This is a genomic window from Rhizobium sp. RHZ01 (genome assembly GCF_014851595.1).
In the GTDB taxonomy this organism is placed as follows: Bacteria; Pseudomonadota; Alphaproteobacteria; order Rhizobiales; family Rhizobiaceae; genus Rhizobium; species Rhizobium altiplani.
Map to the genome: position 1 here is coordinate 1 of NZ_JACUZZ010000111.1, position 435 is coordinate 435.

Sequence of the window (435 nt, forward strand, 5' to 3'; positions counted from 1 at the left end):
CCGGCGTCGTGCTGGCCATGCACTATGCGGCGGAAACGACGGTTGCCTTCAACTCCGTCGAAAAGATCATGCGTGACGTCAACCACGGCTGGCTGCTGCGCTATATGCACGCCAACGGCGCGTCGTTTTTCTTCGTTGCCGTCTATCTGCACATCGCCCGTGGTCTCTACTACGGCTCCTACAAGGCGCCGCGCGAGATCCTCTGGATCCTCGGCGTCCTCATCTACCTGCTGATGATGGCGACCGGCTTCATGGGCTACGTTCTGCCCTGGGGCCAGATGTCCTTCTGGGGCGCGACCGTCATCACTGGCTTCTTCTCGGCATTCCCGCTGGTCGGCGAGTGGATCCAGCAGTTCCTGCTCGGCGGCTTTGCCGTCGACAACCCGACGCTGAACCGCTTCTTCTCGCTGCACTACCTGCTGCCCTTCGTCATTG

At 61.4% G+C, this 435-nt stretch carries 1 protein-coding gene; it reads left to right on the forward strand.

All coding sequences use genetic code 11. The annotated features are described in order from the left end of the window. Nucleotides 1–435, forward strand: a 435-nt coding sequence (locus IB248_RS31040; protein ID WP_192242257.1) for a cytochrome b N-terminal domain-containing protein, incomplete at both ends; no start/stop codon positions are given.